Below are 24905 nucleotides of genomic sequence, written 5' to 3'. Positions count from 1 at the left end.
TTCATGGCAGATTCATTCCGTTTAAGCGAACCGCAACGCGGTATCTATTTTGGCCAACAATGGCAGGGCAACGCCCAACTTTACCAAGTGATTGGGATTTCGCGCCTGCAGGGCGCGCTCGATCCCGAAACCGTCGCCCGCGCGGTGGCCACCCTCCACGAACTGCAACCCGCGTTGCGTCTGGTGTTTGTCGAGGATGAAGAGGGTCCGCACCAAGTTTGCCGCGATCAGGTGACGCCCGATTACCAATTCATCGACCTGGGCGCATTGGACGAAACCGCCTTCGCGGCCGTGTGCCGATCACTGGTGGATGAAGCACGCGCTTGGCAATTTGATCTGGAACGGGACGTGATGCTGCGCGTGCGCCTGCTGAAATACGGGCATCACCAGTTCGCGCTTTTGTTGCACGTGCACCACGTCATTTGCGACGCCTGGGGCATCTCGGTGATTTACAACCAACTCAGCCGCTTGGTTTCCGCGTTCAACGCCGACCCAAACCATCGCGAGCCGCCCCAGGAGGGTTTTTTCGATTACCTCCCGTTCGAAGCGGATTACTTGGCGGGCGCCCGCTGCGCGAAGGATCACCAGTACTGGTACGACAAAATCGCCCCGCTGCAACCCTTCCCGCTGGAACAGGCTTTTCCGCGCCCGAAAAGCGGGCACGCGGCCAAACGGGTCGAACACTTGCTGCCGCAATCGCGGGCGATTTACGCTTATTGCGAACGCCACAACCAATCGGTGTACACCTTCTTTGCCGCCCTGCTCAGCCTTTACCTTCACCAAATCAGTGGTTTGCCGGCCTTGGCGCTGGGCGTCTCGGTGTTGAACCGACCCCGCAAACAGCACAAAACCGCCGTCGGCATGTTCAGTAATTTCATCCCACTGCTGTGCGAGCCCGGCAAGGTCGTGCTGTTTTCCGAACTCATGCAGCAAATCGAAGGCATTAGCAAACGCGACTTTCGCCGCCAGCGTTATCCGATCCACCGCATCCTCACCGCCCTGGACCTCAGCGAAGCGCGCCTGACCCCGGTCCAATTCAATTACCAAAATTCGCTGTACGACGACGGCTTCGGCGGCGTTCCCCACGATCCGGTTTGGTATTTCAGCGAATCCGAGGAACACGTGCTCACGTTTAACATCAACGATTTCCAGCAAGGCGGCATCAAGCTCAGCCTGGATTACAGCACGGACGTTTTTGACGACATTGATCCCATCTTCGCGCGCCTGACCCATTTGATCGATACCCTGTTGGCAGCCGAGGACACCCCGCTGCGCGCGCTGCAACCGATGCCGCTCGCCGAACGGGCCTTGATTGCCGCGGCCGAACAAGGTCCGGGTTGGCCGCGCGCCGCGTGCCATGTGAATACCCTCTTTTGGGAACAGGTCGCGGCTCAGGCGGACCGTCCCGCGCTGGTCCAGGGTGACGAGACCTGGACCTATGCGCGTTTGGCGGAACAAGCGCGCCGTTATGCCGCCGCGCTGCTGGGTGCCGCGCTTTCGTGCGGCGATGCGGTCGTCGTTCAATTAAACGCCGGCCCCGAGGCGGTGGCGGCGATGTGGGGTATTTGGGCCGTCGGCGGGGTGTACGTTCCGGTCGAACCGGACGTCCCGAGCCACCGGTTGGCGGCGGTCTTGGCAGAAACCGAGGCCGGCTGCATTATCGCTGAAAAACAGGACAACCCCGAGGCCCAGATCACCCCGGCGGTGGCGGCGGCTTTGCCCCCCTGGGACGGCGCCGCGCGGGTCCATCAACACGACGCGGCTTATGTCATCTTCACCTCCGGTTCGACCGGAACCCCCAAGGGCGTATGGAACAACCACGCGGCCTTGGCCCATTATGCGGCGGTTTTTAGCGCGCGCATCGGCCTGAGTGAACAGGACCGCGTCGCCCAGCAGGCATCGCTGACCTTTGACACCAGCCTGGAAGAAATCGTGCCGGTATTGTGCCGCGGCGGCTGCTTGGTAGTGCTTGACCGCGGCGCGCTGCGCGACGGAACGACCTTATGGCGGCGGGTGAAGCAGGAAGGCATCCAGGTGCTGTCAACCACGCCCGCGGTGGTGGCCCTGCTGAACGAAAACCCGCCGGCCGACACGCCGTTGCGCTGTTTGATTTCCGGCGGTGATGCGCTCCAACCCGAACACTACGACCGGTTACCCGAGGCGCTGACGGTTTACAACAGCTACGGCCCTACCGAAACCACCGTCTGCGCCACCTACGCCGACCTGCGCCGCGAGGGCCACCACCTCGGCCGTCCGCTGCCAGGTTATGTGGTTCGGGTTTTGGATGGGGAGCGGCAACCCGTCCCCGTCGGCGTCACCGGTGAAATCCATATCGGCGGCCGCGGCGTCAGCCTGGGTTACCTCAAACAACCGGACGCGGCGGAAGAGCGTTTTTATCGCGACGGGGAACAAACCTGGTACCGTAGCGGCGATCTCGGCAAATGGGATCACGCGGGCAGGCTTCATTTCGTGGGCCGGGCCGACCGACAAATCAGCATGCGTGGTTTTCGCATTGAGCCGGGCGAGATTGAAGCCGCCTTGCAACGCCACCCTGACATTCGCGCCGCGGCGCTGCACACGGTAGGCCGGGGTGCCGACCTGCACCTGGTCGCCCATATCGAATGCGAAACGGAACCCCAGGATCTTCGCGCCTTCTTGGCAACCTACCTGCCCGACCCCATGATTCCCTGGCGTTTTATCCGCCACTCGGAATTGCCCCGCAACGTGGCCGGCAAAATCAACCTGCAGCTGTTACGGGAAACCGAGGCTACCCAACAAGCACCGGAAACAGCCGTCCCACCGCGTACCGCGAGCGAACGGGCGCTGGCGGAGATTTGGGCCGAGGTTCTGGACACCCCGATCCAGCGCCGCGACGCGCACTTCTTCCAAGCCGGCGGCCATTCGCTCAAAGCGACCCGCGTGGTGCGGGCCGTCGCCCAAAGGTTAACCATCACCATGCCCTTGGCGGTGGTTTTTGAGAAACCGCGGCTGTGGGAGCAAGCCGCTTGGCTCGCGCAACAAACGCCCCAGGCCCCAAACAGCATTCCCGAGGTTGCGCCGGGCGGGGACGGCCCGCTAAGCCACGCCCAAGAACGGCTGTACCTGCTTCAGCAACGGGAACCCGACGACACCAGTTACCATTTGCCGCTGCTCCTCGAGCTCCAAGGTGCCGTTGATCGCGACCGGCTTCAAAGCGCGCTGCAAAAGGTTGTTGCCCGCCACGAGGCGTTGCGCGCGCGGTTCATCCGCTGCAACGGGGCGCCGCGGATGGTGGTTGTCGCTTCCATGCCCTGGACCCTGGGTGGGTTTGTGATCGAACCGGATCGTGTGGATGCGGCCTTGCAGCGCGACCTGTTCGCCCCGTTCGATTTGGAACAAGGCCCCCTGTTCCGCGCGGCGCTCTGGCAAACGGCGCCGACCCAGGCGGTGCTGAGCCTGGTGTTCCACCACATCATCAGCGATGCCACCTCGATTGACCTGCTGCTCGACGAGGTGGTCCATTTTTACAACGGTAACGGGTCGCTCCCCGAGGCCTTCCCCATTTCCCGTTACGCGGCTTGGCAACGCTCCGACGCGGTCGCCGACGCCCAACAGCAGGCGCGCGCGTTTTGGCGCGACTGTTTTGCCCAACCCGTCCCACCGCTTCCCTTACCCAGCCAGAGCCCGCGCGGCGACGGCTTGCGACCGGCGGGCACGGTGACACTGCACATGCCGCCGCAAACCCTCGCGGCCTTCGACGCCTGGCTCACAAAACAGGAGGCGACCCGGTTCATGGGGTACCACGCCGCCTTGGTTTGGCTGCTCTATATATATAGTAATGAACGGGACATCACCATCGGCGCACCGGTGGCGGCACGGAGCCACGCGTTACTCAACGAAAGCATCGGTTTTTACGCGAACACCCTGGCCTTGCGCTGTAACTTTGATCCGACCGCGTCGGCCGCCGCGCTTTTACAAAACCTGCGCGCGCGCGACACGGCCGCCTTGGAACACGCCGACTATCCCTTTGACTGCCTGATCGAAACGCTGGGCACCGCGGCGGAACCGGGCCGTTCACCTTTATTTGACGTGATGTTGGTCCTGCTCAACACCCGCGACCATTACAAGGGTCTGGACGGCATCCGCGCCAAACGCCTGGCGCCGCCGGTGCGCCATGCCAAGTTCGATTGGTTGTTCAGTTTCCGCGAGGAAGGCGACGCCCTGTTCCTGGATTTCGAATACGACGCCGACCGCTATCCCGCCGAACGGGCGCGGCACATCGCCACCACCCTTTTGGCACTCCCCGCCCTGATGATTCAGGATGAAAACAAACCCTTGGCGCAACACACCCTTGTCCCGGTGGCGCCGCGGCAAAGCGTGAACCGCCAATACGCCAAAACCAGCGCCTATTTCGAAGCCATGGCCGCCCATTACCCCAACCACATCGCCGTGGAAACCGAACAGGATCGCACCGACTACTTCACCCTTCACCGCCGGGTCACCGCGCTGGTCGGTCAACTTCAGGACACGGGTGTGGTGCCCGGCGACATTGTGGGCGTCGCCTTTGAAAATCCCTTGGAACGGGTGGTTGCCTTGTTGGCGCTGTTGCGCGCGGGTTTTGTGTTTCTGCCGCTGGACCCGGGCGCGCCGGCCGAACGCAACGCCTTCGCCGTGGCCGATGCCGGCGCGCGGGTGCTGCTTGCAGAACAGCGCCCGGACTGGGCGGCAGACACGCCTTGGTTGCGACCCAGCCAGGTGGCGCCGGCCACCGTCGCGAAACCCTATCCGGCCGGCCCCGACCATCCCGCCTACCTGCTCTATACCTCCGGCTCCACCGGCATCCCCAAGGCCGTGCTGCAAACCCACCGCTGCCTCAACCACCTAATCGACTGGCAACTCACCGAATTGCCGGGCCGGCGGCGGGTGCTGCAATTCGCCGCCTTTACCTTCGATGTGTTTTTGCAAGAGACCCTCTTCGCCCTATGCGGCGGGTCGACGCTGATCCTGCCCGACCCCGAAACCCGCCGCGATTTGGCCGCCCTGCGTCGCTTGATCGAAAACCAACAGGTCACTGTCGCCTTCCTGCCCTACACCGCCCTACGCCGGGTGTGCGAGGACGCACTACCGGAATGGGGACGCCGCCTGCGGCATGTGATCACGGCCGGGGAAGCGTTGATCCAAACCGAGGCGTTGCAACAGTTCCTTGCGCTGCGCCCCAACCTGACCCTGCACAACCACTACGGACCCACCGAATCCCACGTTGTCACCGCCTACCGATTACCCGCCGGGGACACCCGCGAACAACCGCCCATCGGTCAGGCGGTCGGCGCGGTGGAAGCCCGGGTCTGCAACGAACACGGCCAAAACCTACCGAGCGGGGCGCGCGGCGAACTTTGGCTGGCCGGTCCCTGTCTCGCGGCCGGCTATTGGCAAAGGCCGGAGCAAACCGCCGAACGGTTTGTCACGGTTGACGGCCGACGCTGGTACCGCACCGGCGATTGGGTCACCCGCGATGAATCCGGCTGCTTCCACTTCCTCGGCCGCATCGATAACCAGGTCAAAATTCGCGGCTTCCGCGTGGAGTGCGGTGAAATTGAACACCACTTACTCGCTTTGGACGGCATCACCGACGCGGCCGTGGTCAAAGACGAACAAGACGGCAACCTGTGGGCCTGGCTGGTGGGCGACCGGCTGCCGGATCCTGCGCGGCCGCGTGCCGCTTTGCTGAAGCGCCTGCCCGAGTGGATGGTGCCGTCATCCTGGATGGCGATCACGGCGCTCCCCTTCACGGCAAGCGGTAAAATAGACCGCCAGGCCCTGGCCCGGCGGCGCGTGACCGGCACCGCGATGGGCCATGCAGTCACGTCTCCCGCGGGCGATGCGCCGCGCACCGACACGGAACGCCTCCTGGCAGTCCTGTGGGGCCGACTGCTCCCCGGCGTCGCCACCATCGCTGATCGCGAGGCCGATTTCTTTGCGCTTGGCGGCAACAGCATCAGCGCGAGCCGCTTGGCGATGGCGTTAGAACAAGAACACGGCATGCGGCTGGAGCTGCGTTCGGTGTTTGCCCATCCCCGCCTGTGTGACCTGGCGCGCCATCTCGATTTCCATCGCGAGATCGGCGCCTTCACACCCATCCCGGCACGACCCCACCGGGATCGCGCGCCTTTGTCCCATGCCCAGCGGGTGATGTGGACCGCCTGCCAAAATCCGGCCCGTGCCCGCGCCTACCCTATTCCGGCCGGCTTCCACCTCGCGGGCACGCTGCAGATCGAGGCGTTGGAGCAGGCCTTCAACGATTTAATCGCACGCCATGCAGCGCTGCGCACGCGTTTTGTGTTGGCCGCGGGTCTGCCGCAACAGGTGGTGGTCCCACGTGAAACCCGGCCGTTGCCGTTGATCGAAACCCCATCACCCACCGAGGCACGCGCCCGTGCACAGGCGTTTATGGAGCAACCCTTTGATTTGGAACAGGACAGCCCGCTGCGTGCGGCCGTCTTTAGCGAAGGCCCTCATCAGCCAGGCCGACCGGGAACCTACCTCGCCGTGTTTGTCATTCACCACCTGGTCGCCGACGGCTGGTCGCTCGATCTGCTGGTGCGCGATTGGCTAACCTGCTGTCACGCACGGCTGTGCGACCAAAACCCGCCGCCCCGGCTTGCCGCGCCCGATTATGCCGATTACGCGGCCTGGGAACAGGCACGGGAAGCTTGGGAATCGCGGGAACATGCCACCGAGATCAAAGCCCCACCGCTGTTCACCGAGCCACTCCCCGAAACCGGCAATCCGCTGACCGGCAACACCCTTGTCTTCACATGGGATGCCGCGCTGCAACAGCGCCTCAACCACCTCGCTCGCCTGCGTGACGCCGGCTTGTACCCGGTTCTCGCCGCAACCCTTGCAGCCGCCCTGCACCGCTGGACAGGCGTGGAACATTTGGCTCTGGGCGTACCCATCGCGGCGCGGTTCCACCCCGATACCCGCCGCATGGTGGGCGCCTTCGTACAAACACGGCCGCTTCAAGCGACCTGCACGCCGCACACCGCCTTTAACGCGCTGCTGAACCAGGTGCGCAATGACTTGGTGGATTTGTTGGACCAACCCCAAGCGGATCCACGCGCCGCCGCCTCGCTCCAGGTCGCGTTGGTGCTGCAGAACACCGCCGAACAGGACAACCCCGAATTCCTGATTCCCGGCTTGACGCTGGAACCGGTCGAACTTTTTCCGCGCACCAACCGCCTCGACCTCAGTTTCAACCTGCGCGAACACAACAACGGCATCAGCATGCAGGTCGAATACGACACCCGCCGCTTCAGCGACGCCGACATCGAACTGCTGGTCCATCGCTGGCAGGCATTAACGGACGCCGCCCTGTTGGACCCGTCCCAACCGCTCGACACGCTGCCCTTCCGCGCCGAGGCCGAACAACACCAAACCGTCCTGCTGGACGTGGATTTTGATTTTTAGGAAACGAACATGGCTCACAACGACCTGAAGCAACACGCCAACTTACGCACCTGGACCGATGAACTCGCCGATACACCGATCCCCGCCGGACGCCCCAAACGACAAGCGGCGACCCGCACCGCCCCGGTCGACTTGCAAGAAAAGTTACACCGGCTCGCGCGCGGCAATCCCACCGCCAAACACCTGATGCTCACCGCGGTATGGCAACACTGCCTGCAGCGCCACGGCTTCCCGGCCGGTTTCCACCTGGCGGTGGCGGCGCGGGCCTTGTTGGCGGAGGCACCACCGCACCAAACGGTGTTTCTCGCGGATCAGGAAGCCGCGCCGTTCAAAACCCTGCTCGGCCAGGTGAAAGCTGCGCTGGAAAAAGGACTGGCCTTTCGCGATACCGCACCCCACGCCTTGGCCCGTGCGCTCGGGGACGACGCCGCCGTCGCGGCGGTGCTGGATGTCGCGGATAGCCGCGTCGCCGAACACCTGCCGGCCGTGGTTTCGGTCAGGTTTCGCGACGACCCTCTCAGGCTGGAAGTGGTCATGCATCGCGCGTTGGGTTATTCGGCTGCAAGCCTGGCCGACGCCATGGTGACCCTGCTCGCCCATGTGTTTGAGGCGCCACACGCCGACCTGTCCCACCACGCCCTGCTGGATGCGGCGGGCCTGGCGCGTTTGCGCCAATTGAGCAGCGGTCCCAAGCCGCCTGAGCCGGCAGCCGACACCCTTTTTTCCGTGTTCGCCCGTTTGGCCGCGAAACACCCGGACCACACCGCCCTCGTCCACAACACGACCTCATTCAGTTACCGCGACCTGGCCACGCGCGCCACGCAAACCGCCGCGGCGTTGAACCACCAACACGGCGTGGGCGCCGGCGACCAGGTGGCCGTGCTTTTACCGCGCGGCGCCGAGGCCGTGATCGCCATGCTGGCCTTGTTCCGGCTGGGCGCGGTGTACGTGCCGGTGGACACCGGTTACCCGGCGGGCCGTCGCGCGCTGATCCTGCAGGAAGCCCGACCGCGCCTGGTCATCCACGGGGCGCTCACGCCACCCGAGGGATTACCGGCGCTTGCCTGGACCGACCTGGCTCACGACACGGACCAGCAACACGCCGAACCGCCGCCGGGCCCCGTGGGCGACGACCCGGCGTATCTGCTTTTCACCAGCGGCTCCAGCGGCCGGCCCAAGGGCGTTTTGGTCCGCCATCGCGGCTTCTGCAACACCATCAACCACCAAATCCAAACCGTTGCCGTGACCCGGGCGGATCGCTGCCTCGCGTTTGCGCCCCTGGGTTTCGACGCCTCACCCGCGGAGATCTTTTTGGCGCTGCACGCCGGGGCCGCCTGTTACCTGATCGACGACGCGGTCAAACTGGACACCCACGCCTTTCAAAGGTTTTTACACGATCACGGGATCACCGTCGCCACCTTGCCGCCCGCGTTCCAGGCCGCGCTCCCCGTCGAAGCGCTCACCGGATTACGCGCCCTCATCAGCGCGGGTGAGGCGCCGCGCCCGGCCCAGGTCGCCGCCTTGGCGGAATCGGTCGCCTACTTCAACGCCTACGGGCCCACCGAGGCCTCGGTCTGTTGCGCCATGGGCCGGCTGAGCGCGGCCGACGCGGACACCACGCCCATCCCGATGGGTCGGCCGTTGCAACACACGCGGGTGTTGGTCCTCGACCGTTGCGGCCGTTTGTTACCGCCGGGCGCGGTCGGCGAGTTGGCCATTGCCGGACCCGGTTTGGCGGTCGGTTATTTTAATCGCGACGACCTCACCGCGGCGGCTTTTGTGGTCCAGCCGGAAACCGGCGAGCGCGTGTACCTGAGCGGTGATTTGGGCCGCTACCGCGCGGACGGCCGACTCGAATACCACGGCCGCCGCGACCGCCAACTCAAATTACGCGGGAACCGCATCGAAAGCGGCGAGTTGGAACAGGCCCTGCGCGACGCGGGCTGCCGGGATGCGCGCGTCCTTTGCGCGGACGGTCAGGTCTGGGCCTTTGCCTTGGGGGACGGCAACGAAACCCAAACCCGCGCCGCCTTGACCGAGACCGTCCCCGAATACGCGCTCCCACAACGCATCCTTTTCCTCGAACGCTGGCCGACCACCGCCCATGGGAAAATCGACGAAGGCCGTTTGTTGCGGCAAGCCCAAACGCGGCGCCGGGAACGCATCGCACCCGAGGGCGCGAACGAACAGCTGCTCGTCGCCCTGTGGACCGAGGTATTGGGCAAGGCGCCCCAGGGTGTCGGCGAACCCTTTTTCCATGCGGGTGGTGACTCCATCGCCGCGCTCCAGATGACGGCGCGCCTCGCCGAACGGGGTCTCCGCCTGACGGTGCGTGATTTCTACGAGGCACCCACGATTCGCGGCTTGGCGCAACGCATGCAACAGGCCCACGCCGCCGGCACCGCAAGACAAACCGGCGACATCATCCCCATGACGCCGATTCAAAAGTGGTTTTTCCAGTCCGGTCGCGAGCCGCTGCACCATTTCAATCAGGCGGTGTGTATCGCCCCCGCCGAACCACTGGATCTGCCCGCGCTGCAAACCACGCTCGACCACCTATGGCGCCGGCATCCCCAACTCCAGGTGCGCTTCCAAGGAACACCGATCCAACAAGTCGCGGGTGATCCCGAGACCGCGCCCCGCTTGGAACCCATCAAGGTCGCGGACGTGTCCCAGCTCAGCGAATCCGAGGCGCGCGCTCTGCAAAATCAGTTTGACTTGGAACAAGGCCCGCTGATTCGCTGGATCCATCTCAGCGACGGCGCCGACGAACGCCTCGTGCTCTGCGCCCACCACCTCGTGATCGACGGGGTTTCCTGGCGCATTTTGCTCGGCGATCTCGCCGCGGGTTACGTTTCGGCATGTGCCGGTTCCCCGCCCCCCGAAACCCCTCCCGCCGAGGATTTTGGCACCTGGGCGGCCTGGCTCGAACACAACCCACCCGCCGCAAAAGAACAGAACTGGTGGAAAGCCCAACTGAATCAAACGTTTACCGACCTCCCCGCGGATGAACCGGCACGCGCCGACCAAACGCGGGTGCACGGCCACGTCTTTGACCGCGAAACCACCGCCGCCTTAACCGGACCCATCCACGCCGCCTATGGGACCGACCTCAACGATCATTTACTCGCGGCCTTCACCGCGGCCTTACAGCAACTCACCGGCGGCGACCGCTTCAAAATCGCGGTCGAAGGCCATGGTCGCGATGAAACGGGCCGCTTCGACCTCAGCCGCACGCTGGGCTGGTTCACCAGCCTGTTCCCGGTGGTGTTGTCGGCGGCCGGATCCGCCGCGCAGCGCTTGATCGGGGTCAAGGAAACACTGCGCGCCGTGCCCAACAAAGGGTTGGACTACGGCCAATTGCTTTATGGCGAGGACACGGGTTTCGCAGACCCAAAACCGGCACAGATTTCCTTCAACTTCCTCGGTTCCTTCGACAACAGCGACGACGCCGGCTTGCGTTTGGTTCGCCAAAACCTGGGACCGCTCAGCGCGCCGAACGCCGTGCGACCCCAACGGCTTGAGCTCATCGGCTGGATCCACGCGGGCCGGCTCCACCTCGAACTCACCCGCCACCGCGGTGATTTCAGCACCGGCGCAATGACGGCCGCGTTGCAAACCCTGGTCGGCACGCTGCAGGCCCAAACCGACCACTGCTCGAACCAAACACCGCAACGCACCCCGTCTGATTTCACCTATGCCACACTTTCTCGCACCGCCTTGCAACAGATCGAACAAGAGCCGCCCCTTGACGACATCCAACCCTTAACCCCGATGCAACAAGGCGTGTACTTTCAAAACCGCTGGGCCGACGACGCCACCTATTTCGAGCAAACCGCCTACCTGATTGAAGGCCCGCTTAACCTTGACGCGCTGCAACAGGCGTTGGTCCAACTAGGCCGGCGCCACCCGGTCACCCGAACCCTGTTCCGCGAAACCGAGCAGGGCGAAGCAGTCGCCCTCATCAGCGGCGCCGGCGGCCCCGAGTTTCGTCACCTGCGCCTGGAAAGCGAACAGGCGCTGGACGCCGCGTTACAGGCCGACCGCGCCGACAGCTTTAACCTAGAAGAAGGCCCGCTGGTGCGGCTGACCCTGCTCACCCTCGGCCCCAAGCGGGCCTGGCTGGTGTGGAGTTTCCACCACATCCTGATGGACGGCTGGTGCCTCGGCATCATCAGCCATGACTTTTTCCAACTGCTGCACGCGGCCCAAACCGGAGGCAGCGCCGATCTGCCCGCGCCGGCCGACCCACGCGCCTGGTTCCAATGGCTCGACCGCCGCGATGCCGCCGTCGCCAAAGATTACTGGCGCGCGGTTTTGGCCGAGTTTGCCGCGCCGACTTCGCCGGTGACGCGGCCCGCGCTCGAAACCCCCTACCAATGGCAACGTCACACTCGCCGCCTCGGCCAAGACCGAACCAAGGGGTTGCAGGACCTGGCGGGCGCGCACGGGCTCAGTGTGTTTAACCTGGTGCAAGCGCTTTGGTCGCTGTGGCTTGCCAAACACGGCGACGTCGACGACGTGGTATTCGGGACCGTGGTTTCCGGTCGTCCCGCCGAGGTTCGCGACATCGAACGCATGATCGGGCTGTTTATGAACACGGTTCCGGTGCGCCACCACTGGCGCGAGGACGAACGGCTGCTCGACGCCGCGCACACCCTCGCCGAGCGTTTGAACGACGCCGCACCCCACCACCACCTGCCGCTGCACGAAATCCTCGCCCAAAGTCCGCTGGGCAATCGGCTGTTCGACCACATCCTAATTTTTGAGAACTACCCGGTGTCGCGGCAGCTCAACGCGCTGCTCGGCCAACTCAAGCTGAAGCTGGCCGACTGGCGCAGTTTCGAACAGACGCCTTATCCATTCAACCTGTCCTTTCATCCGGGCGAGGACATGGAACTGGTGTTCGAATGCGACACGGGCCGTTTTAACGAGGACGATGTCGACGCGGTAACGGGGCAATGGTGTTTTCTGATCGACCAATGGCGCGCCAACCCCAACATCCGGCGCGACCAAATCGCGTTGACGCGGGAACCGCGAACCCTGCGCGGCGAACCCGCGCCGACCGGGCCGGCCTTAACCGTGGCAGATTTGTTCGCGGCCAAGGTCGCGGCCGCCCCCAACCACCCCGCCCTCATCGACGGCGCGAAGCAACGCGATTACGCCTGGCTCAACCGCGAGGTGCAACACCTCGCCAAACGCCTCGTCGCCGCGGGGGTGGCGCCCGGCGACCGCGTTGCCGTTTGCCTCGGCCGCTCCGAACGCATGCCGCTTGCGCTGCTCGCGGTTGCCGCGGCAGCCGCCGTGTTTGTCCCGCTCGACGCGGGCGCCCCGGCCCAACGCTTGGCCTTTATCGCCGAGGATTGCGGCGCCCGTCTGGCGCTGGTCGAAAACGGCGTCACCGCGCATTTTCCCTGTCCCACCCTGAACCTCGACCAAAACGCGGCCGTCCCCGCGGTGAATTTGCCGCCACAACCCGAGCCACGCGAACCCGCTTATTTGGTTTACACCTCCGGTTCCACCGGGCAACCCAAGGGGGTGGTGGTTTCCCACGCCGCCCTGTTCAACCAAGTACAAGCCTGGGTTGCCGGCTACGGCTTGGCGAACGCCAAACCCATCGCGCTGCAGGTCGCGGGTTTTGCGTTCGATGTTTTTGTCGGCGACGTGGCGCGCACCTTATTGGTCGGCGGTACCTTGGTGATTTGCAACGAGCAGGTGCGCCTGGATCCACCCGCGCTTTTTGACCTGCTCGACCAACACCGCGTCACCCTGTTCGAGGGAACCCCCGGCCTGGTCATGCCTTTGTTGCGCTGGATGGCGGCGGAACAGCGCCACCTGCCCGCGTTCCGTTTGTTGATCGTGGGCAGCGATGCCTGGACCACCGCCGACGCCCGCTTCGCCCGCCGCGTTTTACCCGACACCTGTCGCCTGGTCAACAGTTACGGGGTCACCGAGGCCACCATCGATTCCTGTTATTTTGAGATCCGGGAAGAAGGCGATCTGCCCGCGAGCGGTCCCGTTCCCATCGGCCGCCCGCTCGCCGGCAATCAACTCAGCATCTTGGATCGACATGGCTTACCCCTCCCCGCCGGCGCCGTTGGCGAACTCTTCATCGGTGGCCCGGCCGTGGCCGAGGGTTATTGGCAACGGCCGGAGTTGACCCAAAACCGCTTCCGCACGCTACCGGGATTGGGGCGCGTTTACGCGAGTGGCGACCGCGTGCGATGCAACGAACGGGGTGACCTGGTTTTCCTCGGTCGCGGCGACAGCCAGGTCAAGGTGCGGGGTTACCGCATTGAACCGGGCGAGGTGGAAAACGCGTTGGGCCGCTGTGACGGCGTTGCATCCGCCGTGGTCATCGCCCGCAAGGACGCGTCCGACAACGCGACCCTCATCGCCTACCTCCTCGGCGACGGCGACGAACCGGCGGTTCGCGCGCAAGTGGGCACCCTCTTGCCCGCCTACATGATGCCGGCCGCGATGGTGTTCCTCGACCAGATGCCGTTGACGCGCAACGGTAAGGTCGACCGCCGTGCGCTGGCCGCCCGCGACGACCGGCCGGCGCCAACCCTGGGCCGCGCACCGCGAAACCCACGGGAGCAGAGCTTGTGGCGCATCTTTGCCGCGTTGCTTGGGTTAAGCGAGGACAGCGCCGACATTGATCGCGACTTTTTCGCGGCCGGCGGTCACTCTCTGCTGGTGCTGCGTTTGTTGGGACGCATCCGCAAGGAACTGGGTTTGATCCTCAAGCCGCAAGACGTGTTCGCACATCCGACGGTGGCCGGTTTGGCGAAGTGTGTAGCCGAACGCCAAACCCTGGAGCCCATTACACCGCAACCCCAAGCCGACCACTATCCGCTTTCCTTCAGCCAACGGCGCCTGTGGATCCTGCACCAAATGGACGCGGCCGAGGCCTACAACGTGCCGGGCGCCTTCACCCTGGACGGCCCGCTGCGCGTCGATTTCCTGGAGCAGGCCGTCGCCCAGTTAACCGAACGCCATGAGAGCCTGCGCACCCATTTCACCCGCATCGGCGACGAACCCCGTCAGGTCGTTGCCCCCGTGCGGCCCTTCTCCCTAAAAATCGTAGACTTAAGCGACCAAACCGAACCCGAAAGCGCGGTCTCGCGCCTGGCCCACACCGAGGCCAACCAGGCCTTTGACCTGGAAAAGGGCCCCTTGTTCCGCGTCACCTTGGTTCGCCTCGAACCGCAACGGCACGTGTTGCTGTTCACCCTTCACCACATCATCGCCGATGGATGGTCGATGGACAATCTGTTCCGCGAGATCGGCTTGCGCTACCAAGCCTTAATCGCGGGCAAAACCAACCCCTTGCCCCCGCTCCCCTTCCAATACCGCGATTACGCGGTTTGGTCGCGCAACCGGCTGGAAGGCGAAGAAGGCGCGCGGCTTCACCAATACTGGCACGGCGTTTTCGCGGAACAGCCGCCCGCGCTCCGGCTCCCCACCGACCGACCGCGACCCCCGCTAAAAACCTACCGCGGCGGCAGCGTGGTGGTGCCGCTCCCCGACGCCTTGATGCCCGCCTTCACCGCCTTTTGCCAAAATCGGGAACTCACCCCGTTCATGGGTTTGCTCGCCGCGCTGAACATCTTGCTCTACCGCCTCACCGGCCAAACCGATCTGGTGGTTTCCTCGCCCGCCGCCGGTCGCCCCCATCCCGACCTCGACGACCACGTCGGCTTGTTCATTAACAGCGTTGCGCTGCGCACCCGTTTCAGCGACGCCACGTCATTTGACGCATTGTTGGACAGCGTGCGTGCGGCCGTGATCGGCGCCTTGGCGCACGGCTTGTACCCGTTTGATCGTTTGGTCGGTGAATTGCCCTATGGTCACGATCCCAGCCGCTCCCCGCTCGCCGACGTCATGCTCTCCTACGTCAGCCAACCCCACCGCCAAGCGGAGACGCTGGGCGACCTGCGCATCGGCACCCTGGAAAGCCGCTTCGATACCGCCAAACTCGACCTCAGCTTCGACTTTCTCCAGGCCCCGGACGGCTGGGTCTTTTCGGTCGAATACAACAGCGACTTGTTCCACCGCGAAGCCGCCGCCCAATTCGGCACACGCCTGCTCACCGTGATGGACCATCTGAGCCGGCACCCGGCCCCCGACCACCGCACCTTGCCGTTGGTCCCCGCTTCAGCGCTGTCTCTGCTGCAAGGGCCGCCGGTGGCCCAGGTGGAAACCGATGTGGTCGCCGCGATCCAAGCCGCGGCGAACCGCTTCCCCGACCGCATCGCGGTGCGCCATGGCGAGGCGCGACAAACCTTCGCCCAATTGACAGATCTGGCGGCGCGATTGGCGCGGGTCATCCGCGACCAGCCCCGATTCCAGCCGGGCAAACCGGTTGCGGTATTGCAGCAGCGCGATGTGCATTATCCCGCCGTGGTTTTGGCGCTCCTCGCGGCCGGCGCGGTTTATGTGCCGGTCGATCCCGACTACCCGGCGAATCGTATCCAAACCATGCTGCGCGAATCGGGCGCCCGCCACGTGATCGCGGCCGAGGAACACCGCGACATGGTGCAAGCGCCGGGCCGCCGTCTGCTGACCTTCTCAGAATGGGTTAGCGCCGCGGCGTCCGCACAACCCACCTTAAATCAATCGCTTACAGGTGACAGGCACGCGTATCTGTTAGACCAACCGCTTACAGGTGACAGGCACGCGTATCTGATGTTTACCTCGGGTTCGAGCGGCGTGCCCAAAGCCGTCGCCGTCAGCCACGCCAACCTGGCCCACACGGTCCTCCACGCCTGCGCCGGTTTCACCATCGGTGATGCCCCCGACGCCTGTTTCGCGCTTGTCGCCGGTTTCGCGTTTGACATCGCCCTGCTGGAATTGTTGCTACCGCTGAGTCAAGGTGCCGCCGTGTCCGTGCTCGGCCGCGACCTGTTGCTGGATGCGGAACAGCGCCACGGAGCCCTGCAACAAGTGACCGCCTTCCATGCCGTGCCCGCCCTCCTGCAACACATTCTCGATTACGCTACCGATTTCCCACGCTTGCGTTGGTTGTTCACCGGCGGCGACCGCGTCCCCGCCGAACTGCTGCAACGGGCCGCCGAGGTGCTGCCCGAGGTACGTCTTTTCGAATGGTACGGCCCCACCGAAACCACCGTCATCTGCAGCGCCTTGGATGTAGGTGCCGAGGGTGACGCCGCCTTCAAACCAGGCTGCATCGGTCGGCCGCTGCCAGGGGTGACCCTGAGCTTGCGAGACCGCAATGATCAGATTGTGCCGCGCGGGTGTTTGGGGGAACTTCACATCACCGGTCCCGGCGTGGCCGCCGGTTACCGCACCAAGGGTCGCCTCGACCGCACCCCGTTCCACCACGACGGCGAAACCCGCTACCGCACCGGCGATTGGGCGACCTGCACCAACGACGGCTTGTTGCTTTTCGCCGGTCGCGCCGACGAGCAGCTCAAAATTCGCGGCATTCGCATGGAGCCGGCCGAGGTGGAACAACGGCTGCGCGCCCACCCGGCGGTTGAAGCCGCGCTGGTTGCCGGTCGCGAGGAGAAGGGACAAACCCATTTGGCCGCCTATTGTGTGGCCGACACGGACGTGGCCACGCTGCGCGCGCACCTGGCCCAATCCCTGGCCGAGCCGATGATCCCAACGCGCTGGTTCTTTCTGGATGCCTTACCGCGCGACCCGCACGGCAAAATCGACCGCAAGGCCTTGGCCGCGCTAAAAACGACCGAACCAGAAACGCGCGGCACCCATCAGGCGCCGCGCAATGAAACGGAGCGCGCCCTCTGCGCCATTTGGGCCGAGGTCTTGCAGAGAGACGTCATCGGCATCGACCAACATTTTACCGAGGTGGGCGGCCACAGTTTGGAACTCACCCAAATCGCGCTGCGCATCCAACAACAGTTCGGGTTCAAACCGAGCATTCGCTTGCTAATCTCCCATCCTACTGTAGAAAGTTTAGCGGTTGAAATCGCGCGTCACGCCAAATCGACCCAAAGGGCGCGCACCCCGGTTCGCGCCGAAAATACCGAACGGTTCCCGGCCACCCCGGACCAGCAACGCCTGTGGGTGTTGTGCCAATTCGCGGAAGCCTCGCGCGCCTACCATTTGCCCGGCGCCTTCCGTTTCCATGGATCCGTCGATCAGGCTGCCTTCGACAAGGCCTTTGCCGCGTTGGTACACCGTCACCCGATGTTGCGGGCGCGGTTCATTGAGGAAGACAAAACGCTGATGGTCGACCTCAGCGGGAATCCAACCTGCTTATCCCGGCTGGATCTGCGCAACCGCGAAAACGGCGAAGACGACCTGGCCCAGTTCCTGGCCGAGGAATCCCAACGTGCCTTTGACCTCGGCAACGGCCCGCTTTTCCGCTGCACCCTGATCCAAATGGATGAGGAAACCCAGGTGCTCGCGCTCAACCTGCACCACCTGATTGCCGACGGTTGGTCGCTCAACCTGCTGGTCGCGGATTGGTGGGCGCTGTACCAACACGCCCTGGGCCATGGCGCGAAGCCGACACCGCCCGCCTACCATTTCGCGGATTACGCGGCCGACACCGCCGCGCACCGCCAACAGCGTTTCGAAGCTGACCGCGCCTGGTGGCGCCAAAGGTTCGCCACCCCGCCGGCCCCGCTGGAATGGGTCACGGATCGCCCGCGCCCCGCCGTCAAAAGGTACCGCGGCGCCCAACCCCGCTTTCCCTTCCCGCATAAGCTGTGGAACAGGGTCACCACCGTGGCGGCGCAACTGGGCGTCACCCCGTTCACCGTGCTTACCGCGGCCGTTTTCGGCTGGGCCCAACGGCGGACCGGCCAAAACGATGTGTGTTTCGGCACCCCGGTCTCCGGCCGTGATCACCAGGCCTGGGAGCCCTTGGTCGGTTTGTTCCTCAACACCACCGTCTTGCGGACCGAGGTTCGAAGCGAAGCCTCCTTCGCCGCCCTGGTCGGCCAGGTTGAGGGGGCGATCAACGACGCCCGCGAACACAACGCCGTGGGTTTTGCGGAATTGGTGGAAGCCGTGAATCCACCCCGCGATCCGGGTCGCGCACCGCTTTTCGATGTGTTTGTGTCGATGTTCTCACGGGAAAGCACCTTGCCCGACGGCTGGACGTACGAAACCGCCGATTATCCCACCGGCCAGTTCGACCTCAGTTTTCAATTCGGCAGCGAAAACGGCGCCTGGCAGCTCTATCTCGAATACGACAGCGATGTGTACGACGCTTCAACCGCCGCACACTTTGCCGATCATTGGTTTACCTTGCTCGATGCTTGGACCGCGGACGCCGCGGCACCGCTCCAGCGCGCCGCGGCGCTTGAGACGCCCGCCACCGCCGAAGGCCCCAAAAGCGAGTACACCAAAACATCCTTACTTTCTCTATTTAAGGATCAAGTATTAAAGCAACCTGACAAAACCGCCTACCGTTGCGGGGAAACCCTGCTCAGTTATCGCGCGTGGTGGGATCAGGTGGAACACTTGGCCGGCGCCTTAGCCGCGATGCCGAAGCAGCCCGCTTTGGTTGCGGTCGCCATGCCCCGCGACCTCAACCTGGCGGTGGCCCTGGCGGCGATTTGGCGATCCGGTGCGGCCTGGTTGCCGCTCGATCCGGCCTTGCCGGCGGCACGTCGCGATCTGCTGCTGGCCGACAGCGACGCGGACCTGGTGTTGTGTACGCCGGAAACCCGGCCGTCGCAGGCACCCTGTCCCATCCGTGATTTTGCCGAAACCCTCGCGGCGGGCACACCCATCGCCGGCCCGCTGCCACAAAACCCCGCGTCCCGCGCCTACCTGCTGTATACCTCCGGCTCCACGGGACATCCCAAGGGCGTCTCCGTCGCTCACGGGGCGTTGTTGAATTTCCTGCGCGCCATGGCCGAGCGCCCCGGCTTGGAAACACACGACCGTGTCGCCGCGGTGACGCCGATGTCCTTCGATATCTCCTTGTTGGAATGGTGGCTGGCGCCCTTGGTCGGTGCCACCGTCGACATCTTCACCCGCGAGCAGGTGCTGGACGATCCGGCGGTGCTGCAACAACGGGGTGTCACCCTGCTGCAAACCACCCCGGCCAACTTGGCCCTGTTACACCAAGCGGGTTGGCAACCGGACCCCGAGCTGCGCGTTCTTTGCGGCGGTGAGGCGTTGCCTTTGCCGCTCGCCCAAAAGGTTGCCGCCCAGGTCGCCGCGCTGTGGAACATGTACGGCCCTACCGAAACCACGATTTGGTCGACTTGTGCGCGGATCACGCCACACGAGGCGCGCATCCATTGCGGGACGCCCATCCACAACACCAGGATTGTGATTTTGGACGAACAGGAACGCGCATGCCCGCCAGGGGTTCGTGGGGAGATCGCCATTGCCGGCGCGGGTTTGGCGGATGGGTACCACGATCGTGAAACCCTCACCCAAACCGCCTTCGCCCCGGCACGCGGCATCGAGGACAGCCCCCGTTTCTATCGAACCGGCGACCTCGGGTACCTCGACCAGGCGGGTCGCTTGGTGGTGCTCGGGCGCCGCGATTTCCAAATCAAACACAAAGGCCACCGCATTGAGCCCGGCGAAATCGAGGCCGCGCTGTGCGGGGCGCCCGAGGTCAACCAAGCCGCCGTTTTGCTTCAGGGACAGGCGCCGGAAACCCTGTTGGTCGCTTATGTAACCGCAAACCCGGCCACCACCGCCGTTGATTTCGAAGCCGTCGTGCAGCGGCTACACGTAACCTTGCCGGCCGCACTGGTGCCGCAACGGGTGGTTCAGGTCCAAGCAATGCCGCTTAACAGCAGCGGCAAAATCGACCGCGCCGCGCTCGCGGCCCAAACACCCGCGCAACAAACCGCGCCCGCGACGCTTTCCGCCGACCAGGAGCAACTGGCCGCGCTGTGGCGTTCGGTTGGTGTGACAGCCGATGCCGGCCCCAACAGCCACTTTTTCGCGGCGGGCGGCAACAGCCTCAGCGCGGTGCGCTTGCGCAACCGCGTGCGAGAAAGCCTGGGCCTTGAAATCAACCTGACGGATGTGTTCCGGGCACCGACCCTGGCGGCCCAGTGCCAACTGCTGCTGCAAGCACCACCGGCCGAAACCGCGACGCCCCGCGCACCCGACGCCGCGCGTTACGCGGCAAGTCCCAACCAAACCGCGCTGTGGCAACACGCGGCCCAGCTTGGCAGCGACCAAGCCTACCTGTTGCCGGGCGCTTTTCGTATCAAAGGCGCCGTGGCGCCACGCCGCTTGCGGGCCGCGCTGGAACAGGTGGTTGCCGCCCAAGAAAGCCTGCGCTACCAATTCGAGGAAGAAGACGGAAGCCTGTGGTTCCGGGTCAAGGATGCGGTGTCCATCCCCTGGCAAGAAATCGATTTGCGCGGCACGGTCGATGCCGAGGCCCAGGCACAAACCTGGCTGGAACGCGAGGCAACGACCCCCATGGCCGTCGAAACCGCGCTAACGCCGCGCGTCCGGCTACTGCAACTTGCGGATGAGGACCACCTGCTCTTGGTCACCCTGCACCACCTCGTCAGCGACGCCTGGTCGTTGGATCTGTTGCTGCAGCATTGGCTGCGGGCATACCAGGGCGTGGCACCGACCCCGCCCGCGACCCGGTATCGCGATATCGCCCATCAAGCCAACGCGACGGATCACACCGCGGCGCGTGCTTGGTGGCGCGATCAGCTCGCCGATCCACCTGAGCCCCTCGATTTGGCCGTTGATCGGGAAACCGGCCACCAAACAAGCGCGGCAAGCCGTTTCCACGACATCGAACCCGCGCTGGTTCAGCGCTTGAACGAGGTGGCCCGCGATCACGAGGCCGGCTTGTTCCACCTCCTGGTCGCCGCCACCGCCTGCTTCTTGCACCGCTACAGCGGTCAGGAAGACCTGCTGATCGGCACCGCCGCGGCCGGCCGCGACCGCCGCGAATGGGAAGACGTGATCGGCCTGTTCGTGCAATCCCCAACCTTGCGCCTGCACCCACGCGGCGACCTCGATTTCGCGGCACACCTGCACCAGGTTCGCGATCACGTGGTCCAGGCAACCCAATTCGCCGCGGCACACCGCCCCACGCGGCAACCACGGGTGATGCTGGTCATGCAAGAGGCCGAACGCGGCGCGCCCGACCTGCCCGAGGGTCTGTCGCTCACCCGAACCGAAACCGCGGCCGGCCCGGCCATGTTCGACCTGACCATTCACATCTCCCCGCACAACAAAGGCTTGCGCCTCAGCTTCACCTACGCGACAGCCTTGTTTGACGCCGACACCATCGCGGAACGCGTGGCACGTTTTGTCGATTTGCTGCCCCAAATCGCCGCCGACCCCAGCCGACCCTTGCACGCCTACCGCATGCTCTCGCCGCAACGGCTGCACCGGGAACAACAGCGCCTGCAACAAAGCGCAACCCTGCCCCAACCAACCATGCACCTGAGCGCGCGTTTGGCGGAAACGGCGCTGCGTTATGCCGACCGCACCGCGCTGGTCGACGGGGAGCGGCGCCTTACCTACGCCGATATCGACCAACTCAGCGCCCGAATCGCGACCTACCTGGTTGCGCAACACGGCATCCAACCCGGCCAACGGGTCGGCCTGTGCCTGCAGCGTTCCGCGGAAATGGTGGTCGCGCTACTGGGTATTCTGCGTGCCGGCGCCGCCTACGTGCCGCTCGATCCCGATTATCCACGCGCGCGTCTGGACTTTTTCGCCGAGGACGCGGGCCTGGTTGCCTGCCTCAGCGACGCGCGAAGCGATCAGGCGCCGACAAAGGTTACCCCCATTCATTACCAGGACGCGGTCGCCCATCACCCACTCGGCTCACCGCCGCCGCGCCCCGCCGACGCCGAGACCTATGTGATCTATACCTCGGGTTCCACCGGGCGCCCCAAGGGCGTGCCGATGCGCGACAACCGCGTGGCGGCGCTGTTCGAGCATGCCGCGCCGCGGTTCCAGTTCGATGAACAGGATGTGTGGACCCTGTTCCACAGCGTCGCCTTCGATTTCTCGGTCTGGGAACTGTTCGGCGCCCTGCTCCATGGCGGAACCCTGGTGATCGTGCCCCAGGCCGTCGCGCGGGACAGCCGTCGCTTCGCCCAACTGTTGCAGGCCGAACAGGTCACCATCCTCAACCAAATCCCCAGCGCCTTCGCCGCCCTAACCGCCGATCTGGAAGCAACCGGGCTGCGCCTGCCCGACCTGCGCCAGGTGATTTTCGGCGGGGAAGCACTGAATCCGGCGGCATTGGCTTCTTTTGCCTATCGCCATCCCCACTGCGCCCTGATCAACATGTACGGCATCACCGAAACCTGCGTGCATGTCACCTTCCGCAAATTGGACCCTGCCGCGCTGAAATCGGGCGCGAGCGACATCGGCACCGCGCTGCCGCACCTGCACATTTCGCTGCTGGGAAAATACGGCGAATGGGTGCCGGACGGCGCCGCCGGCGAAATCTGTGTCACCGGTTTGGGTCTGGCCGAGGGTTACCATCAACGCCCCGAACTCAGCGCCGAGCGCTTTCCCCGCCATCCCCACCTCGATGGGCTGACCATGTACCGCAGCGGCGACCAAGCGCGCCGCGACCGTTGCGGTAACCTGATGTACCAGGGGCGTGCCGACCAGCAGGTCAAGGTACGCGGCCACCGCATTGAGGTCGGCGAGGTCGAAGCGGTCCTGTTCAACCAAACCGGCGTAACCGAGGCCGTGGTGCGCGCCGTGCGTGACGCGGCGGGACAGGGCACCTTGCTGTGCTGGTTCACCGGGACTGCCGAACCGGCCGCGCTCCGTGCCACGGCACGAACGCAACTGCCGGCCTACATGCGCCCGGCCGCGTTCCTACCCGTGGATGGGTTCCCACGAACGCCCAGCGGAAAAATCGATGTGGCCGCGCTTCCCCGAATTGTGAACCAAGGCAAGGCACCCTTGGCAACCGAAACCGAACAGGCACTGGGCCGGTTGTGGCGCGAACTCCTCCACCTGCCCTGCGCGCCCGACGCGGACAGCGATTTCTTCGAGCTGGGCGGCCATTCACTCAACGCCTTGCGTTTGTGCCGCCGCATTGAGCAACAACTCGGCCGCACCGCGACGCCGCGCCTGTTGTTCGAAAACCCAAAACTGCGTGACTTGGCGGCGGCACTGGACCAAACCGCCTGCCCGGCGGAACAGGCGTGGCCCATCCCCCCATTGCCCGCGACGGCGACCCCGCTGCCCAGCCCCCAACAACAGGCTTTGTGGCTGTTGGCGCAAACCCGTGACCTCGCTGACAGCTACCACGTTTGCGCGGGATTCCGGGTGCAAGGGCCGCTTGCGCCTGGGCGCATTGCAGCCGCGCTTCAGGATTTGACGGCACAGCACGAATCACTTCGCACCGCCTTTGACGTGGTCGCGGGTCAACCCCGGTTGCGCATCGCCGATGAGGTCGCCCTGCCGCTGCGCGTGGTGGACGCCGCCGATTGGCACGAAGCGGATCAACACCGCCGGCAACGTGAACCTTTCGACATCGCCACCGCGCCCCTGTTGCGCGCCTGGGTCGTGCGGGAATCACCAAACCAAATGCAGATTTGGTTGTGCGCCCATCACCTCATCATCGACGGTTGGTCGATGGAACTGCTGCAACAACAGTTCCTCGCCGCCCTTTCGGGCAAACCCAACCCCGCGCCGTCGGGACCCCGTTACCGCGACGTGGCCCACTGGCTGCAGGGCCAAGCGGCGGAACACCTGGGTTACTGGCGCGACCAGCTCGCGGAACCCGCGCCGCCGGTGCACCTGCCCCAGGACGGTTCCCGCGCCGACGCCGTCGATTTCGCCGCGGCCCATGTCACCGCGACCTTGCCCGCCGAGGTGGTCACCGCGTTACAGCAGCAGGCGCGCCGCCTGCACATCTCCGATTTCAGCCTCCAGCTTTCGCTGTTGTTCCTGACCCTTGCCAAACTCAGCGGACAAAACCACCTGTGTATCGGCACCCCGGTCGCGGGCAGGCCGCGCCTCGACCTCGAACCCGTGGTCGGTTACCTCGTCAACACCCTGCCGTTAACGGCACGGTTGACGCCGGATCGTGACCTTGAAAGCTGGCTGCAACAGGTTCATCGCGCGGTGCTCGGTGCGCTGGACCACCAGCTCGTCACTTTCGACCAACTGGTCAAAGCGCACCAACCCGAGGTAACCCCGGGACGCCATCCCTTTTTTGACGTGATGCTGGTGTTCCAGAATCAGCCCGCCGCGCGGCCCGCCGACAGCGACCTCATTGCGGAACCACTCCCCGCGCCAAGCGCCACCGCCAAATTCGACCTGACCTGGACCATCATGCCGGGCGCCGAATCCTGGTTGGTGGATCTGGCGTTCCGAACGGCTCTGTTCAGCCGGGAACGGGCCGCCTTTTTCCTGAAAACGTATCGCGACATGGTCACCGCCCTGTGCGCGGCGGACCCGGGACCTTTGGCCGCCCTGATCGGTGCACCCGCCGAGGACGACGAACTTTGTTTTGAACTCGAATTTTAAGGATT

2 protein-coding genes are annotated in these 24905 nt (G+C 64.8%); both read left to right on the top strand.

Annotated features, from left to right (window positions below):
* The first annotated feature begins 3 nt into the window (after positions 1-3).
* Complete coding sequence (locus J3U88_RS03440) at positions 4-7446, top strand: non-ribosomal peptide synthetase (RefSeq protein ID WP_207856735.1); 7443 nt, start codon at positions 4-6, stop codon at positions 7444-7446.
* A 9-nt stretch (positions 7447-7455) separates the two neighbouring features.
* On the top strand, positions 7456-24900 hold the full coding sequence (locus J3U88_RS03435) for a non-ribosomal peptide synthetase (protein ID WP_207856734.1): 17445 nt from the start codon (positions 7456-7458) through the stop codon (positions 24898-24900).
* The last annotated feature ends 5 nt before the right edge of the window (positions 24901-24905 follow it).

This window comes from Acanthopleuribacter pedis, from assembly GCF_017377855.1.
GTDB classification, from domain to species: domain Bacteria; phylum Acidobacteriota; class Holophagae; order Acanthopleuribacterales; family Acanthopleuribacteraceae; genus Acanthopleuribacter; species Acanthopleuribacter pedis.
This window is presented reverse-complemented; position numbering and strand designations above follow the sequence as displayed.